This is a genomic window from Micromonospora sp. AMSO12t (assembly GCF_008806585.1).
Classification (GTDB): Bacteria; Actinomycetota; Actinomycetes; order Mycobacteriales; family Micromonosporaceae; genus Micromonospora; species Micromonospora reichwaldensis.
This window is the reverse complement of record NZ_WAAS01000301.1, coordinates 1-7,223: the sequence shown is the minus strand read 5'-3', so window position 1 is coordinate 7,223 and position 7,223 is coordinate 1. Positions and strand designations below refer to the sequence as shown.

At 76.7% G+C, this 7,223-nt stretch carries 6 protein-coding genes; 4 read left to right on the top strand and 2 right to left on the bottom strand.

Translation table 11 applies throughout. From position 1 onward, the window contains the following. Window positions 1-127: 127 nt before the first annotated feature. Window positions 128-1,477, bottom strand: coding sequence for an MFS transporter (locus F6X68_RS28490; protein ID WP_151457145.1), 1,350 nt, complete (start codon window positions 1,475-1,477; stop codon window positions 128-130). Window positions 1,478-1,547: 70 nt separating this feature from the next. Between F6X68_RS28490 and F6X68_RS28485 the strand changes: the two genes are divergently transcribed. From F6X68_RS28485 to F6X68_RS28470, 4 genes are all read left to right on the top strand, one after another. Next, the gene (locus F6X68_RS28485; protein ID WP_225852478.1) at window positions 1,548-2,198 is read left to right on the top strand and encodes a TetR/AcrR family transcriptional regulator; all 651 of its coding nucleotides are present in this window, start codon (window positions 1,548-1,550) and stop codon (window positions 2,196-2,198) included. Window positions 2,199-2,259: 61 nt separating this feature from the next. Then, entirely contained in the window at window positions 2,260-3,579 is a 1,320-nt protein-coding gene (locus F6X68_RS28480) for an NAD(P)/FAD-dependent oxidoreductase (RefSeq protein WP_151457144.1), read from the top strand. Continuing rightward, window positions 3,576-4,427 (top strand): SDR family oxidoreductase, encoded by an 852-nt coding sequence (locus F6X68_RS28475; RefSeq protein ID WP_151457143.1) that lies wholly within the window; start codon window positions 3,576-3,578, stop codon window positions 4,425-4,427. The genes F6X68_RS28480 and F6X68_RS28475 overlap by 4 nt, the downstream gene beginning before the upstream one ends. A 10-nt stretch (window positions 4,428-4,437) precedes the next feature. Next, on the top strand, window positions 4,438-4,947 hold the full coding sequence (locus tag F6X68_RS28470; protein WP_151457142.1) for an NUDIX domain-containing protein: 510 nt from the start codon (window positions 4,438-4,440) through the stop codon (window positions 4,945-4,947). 58 nt (window positions 4,948-5,005) lie between these two features. Here F6X68_RS28470 and F6X68_RS28465 read toward each other — a convergent pair. Next, the coding region (locus F6X68_RS28465) for a glycoside hydrolase N-terminal domain-containing protein (protein ID WP_370519001.1) at window positions 5,006-7,223 on the bottom strand (2,218 nt) is incomplete at its 5' end.

Below are 7,223 nucleotides of genomic sequence, written 5' to 3'. Positions count from 1 at the left end.
CGGGTCCGGTGGCCACCAGCGGTGCGCCCGCCGCCCCCGGGTCGCCGCGATCCCGGCCTGCCCGACCCGTGACGAAGACGGGTGCGCGACGGCGGCGGACCTGTGACGGGCGGCGGCGGTCGGCCGCTCAGCCGGCCGGGCGGGCCGTGCGGTCCAGGGTGTAGCGGCGTTGCAGCAGCAGCGCGACGAGCATCGCCGCCGCGGGCAGCAGCCCGAAGCCCCAGCGGATCGCGGTCAGCGCGCCGTCGGGCTGCGTGACGCCCTCGCCGGCGGTGGAGGCGACGAACCCGCCCGCGGCCAGGCACAGCGAGTACGCCCACGGGCCCAGCGCCGCGCCGGTGGCCTCGGTGGCCGTCCAGACCCCGGTGTAGGTGCCGGCGGCGCCGCCGCCCGCGCGGATGACGTCGGGCACCATCGAGAACGGCAGCAGTTGCATGCCGGCGAAGGCGACTCCGAGCACCGCGACGGCGGCCACCAGCAGGGGCAACCCGGCGGGACGGCCGACGGCGAGGACCAGCGAGCCGGCCGCGAAGGCGCCCTGGGCGCCCAGCAGCGCCCGCTGCTTGCCGACGCGGCGGGCCAGCACCAGCCACGCCGGGGTGACCAGCAGCGCCGGGGCGACGAACGCGGCCACCAGCACGGTGGTCAGGGCGGGGCGGCCCAGCTCGTACTCGGCGTAGTAGGGCACCGCGGCCAGGACCAGGTGGGTGGTGGTGGACATGGCCAGGTACGCGGCGACCAGCCAACGGAACTGCCGGTCGCGCAGCGCCACGACGAGCGCCCGCCAGCCGCCGCCGTGCGGTGCGGGTGTCGCGGCGGCGGCCCGGCGCAGCCGGGCGATGCCGGCCACGCCGACCAGCATGGCGGCCAGCATCCCGACGGCCAGCAGCACGCCCATCCGCTGGTAGCCGGCCCGGGTGGCGTCCTCGCCGCCGGTCAGCAGGGGTGCCAGCAGCCCGGAGACGAGGATGCCGAGGGTCAGCACCACCATCCGGAAGGCCATCAGCCGGGTGCGCTCGTGGTAGCCGATCCGCAGGTCGGCGGGGGTGGCCAGGTAGGGGACCTGGTAGGCGGCGAAGAGCAGGTTGCCGGCGACGAAGGCGAGCGCCACCCAGGCGGCGGCCGGCGCGCCGGTGAGCCCGCCGGGCACGGCGAACAGCGTGGCGAAGGCCAGCGGCAGGGCGCAGCCGAGCAGCAGCAGCCGGCGCCGGTCGCCCCGGCGGGCCTGTTCGACGTCGCAGCGGTGCCCGATCCAGGGGTGCAGCAGCACGTCGGCGATCTTCGGCAGCAGCAGTGCCAGGCCGGCCAGCCAGGGGGCGACGGCCAGCACGTCGGTGAGGAAGTAGAGCAGCAGCAGGCCGGGGACCGTCACCCAGACGCCCATGCCGAGGGAACCGGCGGCGAAGCCGAGCAACGGCCCCCGGGGCAGGGCGGTGGTGGTGTCCGTACCGGCCGGCTGCTGGTCGAGCCCGGTCATGGCGGCCTCCTCGGCGGGCACGCCGCCCGCAATCCAACGGATGCTGGATTGTAGGGGCAGAATGGCGGCCATGACCATGCCCCGCCGTCGACCCGGGCGGCCCCGCCGCGAGGAGACCCGACCGACCCGGGAGGTGGTGCTCACCGCCGCGACCGCGCTGTTCGCCCGGCGGGGCTTCGACGCCGTCGGGCTGCGGGAGGTCGCGGCGGCCGCCGGCGTCGACGTCGCCACGGTCTCGCACCACACGGGTACGAAGGCGCAACTCTACGACGCCTGCTTCGCGCGGGTCTTCGCCGCCGAGCGGGAGGCGCTCGAGGCGGCGGCCGGGCGCGCCCGGCAGGCCCTGCACAGCGGGCCGGGCGAGGTCCGGCGCGCGCTACACGACCTGGTGGACGTGTTCGTGGACTTCCTGGAGGACCGGCCCGAGACCACCGCGTTGTGGCTGCGCCGCTGGCTGGAGCCGCAGCGGCACGCCGAACTCGACGAGCGCTACGCGGCGCCGCTGTACCGGCTCGTCGCCGACCTGCTCACCGCCGCCGCGGCGGCCGGGGCGCTGGTCGAGCCGGCGCCGCACGTGACGGTGCGCAGCCTGGTGTGGGCGGTGCACGGGCACGTGGTGGCCCTGGCCGCCGGCGGGGGGTCGCAGGCGCGCGAGCGGCGGGAGTTCCGCGCCTTCGTGCACCGCTTCCTCGACGGGCTGTACGGGCCGGCGACGCCTTGACGTGCCGGCCCGCACCGGGCCATTATCCAACGCACGTTGGATTAACGGGGAGGAGCCGGCGATGGGTGCACAGCCCCGGGTGGCGGTCATCGGCGCGGGCGCGGCCGGACTGGCCACCCTCAAGGCGCTCGCCGACGTCGGCGTGCCCGCCGTCTGCTTCGAGTCGGCCGACCGCGTCGGTGGCCTCTGGGTGTACGGGACACCCGGCTCGCCCGCCTACCGGACCCTGCACCTGAACACCAGCAAGGCCCGCACCGAGTTCGTCGACCACCCCATGCCGGCGCACTGGCCGGACTACCCCGATCACGCCCGGGTCGCCGGCTGGCTCACCGACTACGCCGACCGGTTCGGGCTGCACGACGCGGTGCGGCTGCGGCACACCGTCGACCGGGTCGAGCGGGGCGGCGACGGCCGGTGGACGGTGCACGCCGACGGACCCGACGGCGGTGTCGAGGTCACCGTCGACGCCGTCGTCGTCGCCAACGGCCACAACCGGGTGCCGAAACCGCCCACCCCCGCACACCCGGGCGACTGCACCGCCGAGCAGCTGCACAGCCACGCCTACCGGGGCCCCGACCAGCTCGCCGGCCGGCGGGTGCTGGTCGTCGGCGGCGGCAACTCCGCGATGGACATCGCCGTGGACGCCTCGTACGCGGCCCGGCGCACCCTGCTGTCGCTGCGCCGGGGCGTCTGGGTGGTGCCGAAACACCTGCTCGGCCGCCCGTCGGACACCCTCAACGGTGCCCTGGCCCGCAGGTTGCCGTGGCGGCTGCGCCAGCGCATCACCGAACGGATGCTCGCCGCCACCGTCGGCGCGCCCACCCGCTACGGCCTGCCCGCCCCCGCGCACGGCTTCCTCCAGGACCACCCGACGCTGTCGGACGGGCTGCTGTCCCGGCTGACCCACGGCGAGATCGAGCCCCGCCCCGGCATCGCCGGCTTCGACGGCGACCGGGTCACCTTCACCGACGGCCGCGTCGACGAGGTCGACCTGGTCATCTGGTGCACCGGCTACCGGGTCGAGATTCCCTTCCTCGACCCGGCGCTGCTCGGCGACGGGGCGGACACCCTGCCGCTGTACCGGCACGTGTTCCACCTCGACGCGCCCGGGCTGGCGTTCGTCGGGCTGATGCAGTCCACCGGTGCGGCGTTCCCGCTGGTCGAGGCGCAGGCCAAGCTGGTCGCGGCGCAGCTGTCCGGCCGCTACGCGCTGCCCGAGCCGCACCGGCAGCGCGCCGCCTGCCGGGCCGAACTGCGCGCCGCCACCGCCCGGTGGGGGCAGCGCCGGCCCGCCATGCGGGTGGACTTCGACGCGTACCTGGCCGAGCTGAGGCGGGAACTGGCCGCCGGCACCCGCCGCGCCCGCGGAGCCGCGGCATGAGCGGGCTGGCGGGTCGCCGGGTGCTGGTCACCGGGGCCAGCGGCACCTTCGGCCGGCACCTGTGCGCCGCGTTCACCGCCGCCGGGGCACGGGTCGTCGGCATCGACCGCCAGCCGGGCACCGTCGCCGTCGACCGCGACCCGGGCGAGGGCGAGGGCGTGCCGGTGCTCGGCTGCGACCTGACCGACCCGGCCGCCGTGGCGCCCACGGTCGCCGCCGCCGTGGACCGCCTCGGTGGGCTGGACCTGCTGGTCAACAACGCCGGCGTCGGCGGACCCGCCCCGGCCGAGCTGCCGCCCGACGAGGTGGTGCGCCAGCAGCTGGAGGTGAACCTGCTCGCCGCCTGGCGCACCACCGCCGCCGCGCTGCCCGCCCTGGAGGCCGCCCGTGGGCGGGTGGTCTTCGTCGCCAGCCGGATGGCCCTGCTGCCGCTGCCGCTGGCCGCCGCGTACGGGGTCAGCAAGCGGGCGCTGGTCGCCTACGCCGACGCGCTGCGCCACGAGGTGGGCACCCACGTCGGGGTGAGCGTCGTCTACCCGAGCATGGTCGCCTCGCCGATCCACGACAGCACCGCCGACGCCGGCCTGTCCCTGAACGGGGTGTCCCGCCCGGAACCGGTGGCGGGGGTCGTCGCCGCGATCCTGCGCGCCGCCACCGCCCGGCGGGCGCCCCGGGACGTGGCCACCACCCGGCGCGGGCGCCTCGAACTGGCCCTCGCCCGGCACGCGCCGACGCTGGCCGACCGGCTCGTGCGCCGTACCGTCGCCGCCCGGGTCGCCGCCGGCGACCTGGACGCCGCGCCGCTGGCCGCCGGGATGCTGCGCCGGCACCGCGACGCCACCGGCTAACGTGGCCGGCGTGGCCATCTCCCCGTACGTCGCCCGGCTGCGCGCCTACGTCGGTCACGACCTGCTCCTGCTGCCCGGGATCAGCGCGGTCGTGCGCGACGACGCCGGACGGGTGCTGCTGGCCCGGCGCGCCGACAACGGCCGCTGGTCGGTGCCCGCCGGCCTCATCGACCCCGGTGAGCAACCCGCCGACGCGGTAGTGCGGGAGGTGTACGAGGAGACCGGCGTGCACGTGCGCGTCGACGGGGTCGCCGGCGTCGCCACCCACCCCGTCGTCTACCCCAACGGCGACGTCTGCGAGTACCTGAACGTGTGGTTCCGGTGCCGGGCGGTGGGCGGCGAGCCGCGCGTCAACGACGACGAGTCCACCGAGGTGGCCTGGTTCGACCCTGCCGACCTGCCGGAGATCAACGAGTGGGCGCGGCTGCGCGTCGACACGGCGCTGCGCGAGGACGCCCCCGTCTGGCACGCCGCTCCCGGCGAGCGGCATCCGGCGCTCGACCGGCCCGACGCGCTCTGACCGCCCGTCGGCGCAGGGCGTGCGGAGGCGGCCCCCGGATCTCGACGCCGAGCGCCGCTCATCCGGGGGCGTCGAAGGCCACCTCGACCGGCGTCGCCGCGGCCAGGTCCACGTCCCGCTCGCCGTACGGGCTGCGCACGGTCACCCGCTGGGCCACGGCGGAGCACAGCCGGGCCCGGACCCGGCCGGCCGACCAGACCAACTCCTCGACGCCGACGCGGCCCCGGCAAACCACCCCGCGCAGCACCCCCGCGTCCAGGCCCGGCAGTGCGGCCGGCAGCAGCCGCAGCAGCCCCGGGCGGGACTGCACCAGCGACTCGATCAGCACCGCCGGCAGGGCGTGCGCGGCGTCGGCGTTGTACGTCACCAGGTGCGGGTTGTGCGCGCTCATCAGGGACCGGAAGAACATGTCGTTGCCGACGATCTTCAGCAGGTTCGCGGCGGTCAGCGCCCCGTCGTGCAGCCGGGCGGCGGCCAGCGCCCGGTGCAGGCTGCCGTGCGCGGAGAGGTTCTCGTCGCCGCGTAGCGTCAGCGCCCGGTGCGCGGCCCGGGCCAGCTCGGGGGTGTCGTCCGGGTTGATCTCGTCCAGCGGCCACACCGGGTAGAGGTGGCTGACGTGACGGTGGTCGTCGTCGCCGTGGTAGCCGGGCCACGCCCACTCGGCCAGCGCCCCGCGCCCGTCCACCCGGTACGCGGGCAGCCGCCCCAGCAGCCCCGCCCACCGGTCCGAGCCGGTCACCTCGGCGGCGGTACGCAGGGCGTGCCGGGCGGCGGCGATGTCCATCGTGGCGTTCACCGCCACGTGCACCGCCCGCCCCCGCTCGTCGTGCGGGCCGGTCTCCGCCGAGTACGACGGCACCACGACCACCGTGCCCGCCTCGTCGGTGACGGTGAGCAGGTCCGCGAAGAAGTCCGCCACCTCCGCCAGCCAGCCGGCCAGTTCCCCGAGGGGCGCACCGGTCACCAGGTGCTGCTCGTGCAGCGGGTGCAGCAGCCAGTCCGCGCCGGGCAGCCACGCGGCGAAGGGCCAGTCCTCGTGCAGGTGGAACAGGTGGCCGTGCTCGCCGTCGGTGCGGCTGGGCGCCAGCAGTCCCCGGGCCCCGTAGATCGCCCGCGCGTTGCGCCGCCAGTCGTCGACCTGGCCGCGTACCAGGTTGGCGTGGGCCGCGGTCACCTCCGGCAGGGCGCCGACGTTCGCGCCGGCCAGTTGCAGGTTCAGGTTGGCGTCGGTGGTGAAGTCGCCCGCCCAGGCGGCGTCCCACGAGCCGAGCCACAGCCCGGTCAGCCGGGGCGGCAGGACACCGCTGGAGCTGAGCAGCAGGTACCGGCCGGCGTGGAACAGCCGCTCCAGCAGGGCCGGCCGCAGCGTGCCCGCGTCGGCGTCCTGCGCCGCGAGCAACTCGCCCACGGGCAGTTCCCGCTGTGCGTCCGGCACCCGCAGGTCCAGGCTCACCCGCTCGTAAGCGTGGCCGTGCAGCGCGACGTGCCGGGCCAGCAGGGTCTCGTAGTCGTCGCCGGTGTGGGCCGCCAGCCGCTCCTCCAGCTCGCCGGTGCGCCACGGCGGCGTGTCGGGGCGGTCGAGCGCCGTGGTCAGCAGCGCCGGGCCGCGCACCGCCACCCGGTCGTCGCCGAGGACCGCCACGTCGCCGCGCAGCAGGGTGAGCCCTTCGAAGCCGTACGCGCCGCCCGCGTCGGGGTAGCGGCCCCGCACCCGCAGGAAGACCAGCTCCCCCCGGCGGTACGCGGCGACGGTGTAGCGCACCGGATCCGGCCGGCCCGGCAGGTCCCCCGTGACGCCCACCTCGCAGGTGCCCGCGTCGACGTGGGTGACCACCAGCGCGTCGGCCCGGGAGACGAACGAGCGTCGCCGGCCGCCGGCCCACTCGACGACGACCTCCCCGGTGGTGAACTCGGTGCGGCGCCGGTAGTCGTCGACGGGGCCGGGCGCCACGGCGTCGACGGTGAGGGCGAAGCCGGGATGGAACGACTGCGTCCAGCGCAGCACCCCGTCGCCGGCGAGCAGCCGGCTGGCCTCGGCGCGCCGGCCGGCGAGGATCAGCTCACGGACGCGGGGCAGCAGGGCGGCCAGCTCGGGCGGCCGGGCGTCGCGGGTGCCGTTGGGCAGGACGAAGCGGTGGTGGTTGACGATGATGCGTTCGGCGTGCGGCCGGCCGTACACCATGATCCCGGCCTCGCCGTTGCCGGAGAGGAACGCGTCCTCCCAGCGCTCGGCGGGGGCGGTGTCGACGATGCGGTGCGCGGCGGGGGACGGTCCG

Bases quoted from the DNA above. Each gene is read 5' to 3' on its own strand.
- F6X68_RS28475 (WP_151457143.1), top strand. From the start codon at position 3,576: ATGAGCGGGCTGGCGGGTCGCCGGGTGCTGGTCACCGGGGCCAGCGGC.
- F6X68_RS28485 (WP_225852478.1), top strand. From the start codon at position 1,548: ATGACCATGCCCCGCCGTCGACCCGGGCGGCCCCGCCGCGAGGAGACC.
- F6X68_RS28480 (WP_151457144.1), top strand. From the start codon at position 2,260: ATGGGTGCACAGCCCCGGGTGGCGGTCATCGGCGCGGGCGCGGCCGGA.
- F6X68_RS28490 (WP_151457145.1), bottom strand. From the start codon at position 1,477: ATGACCGGGCTCGACCAGCAGCCGGCCGGTACGGACACCACCACCGCC.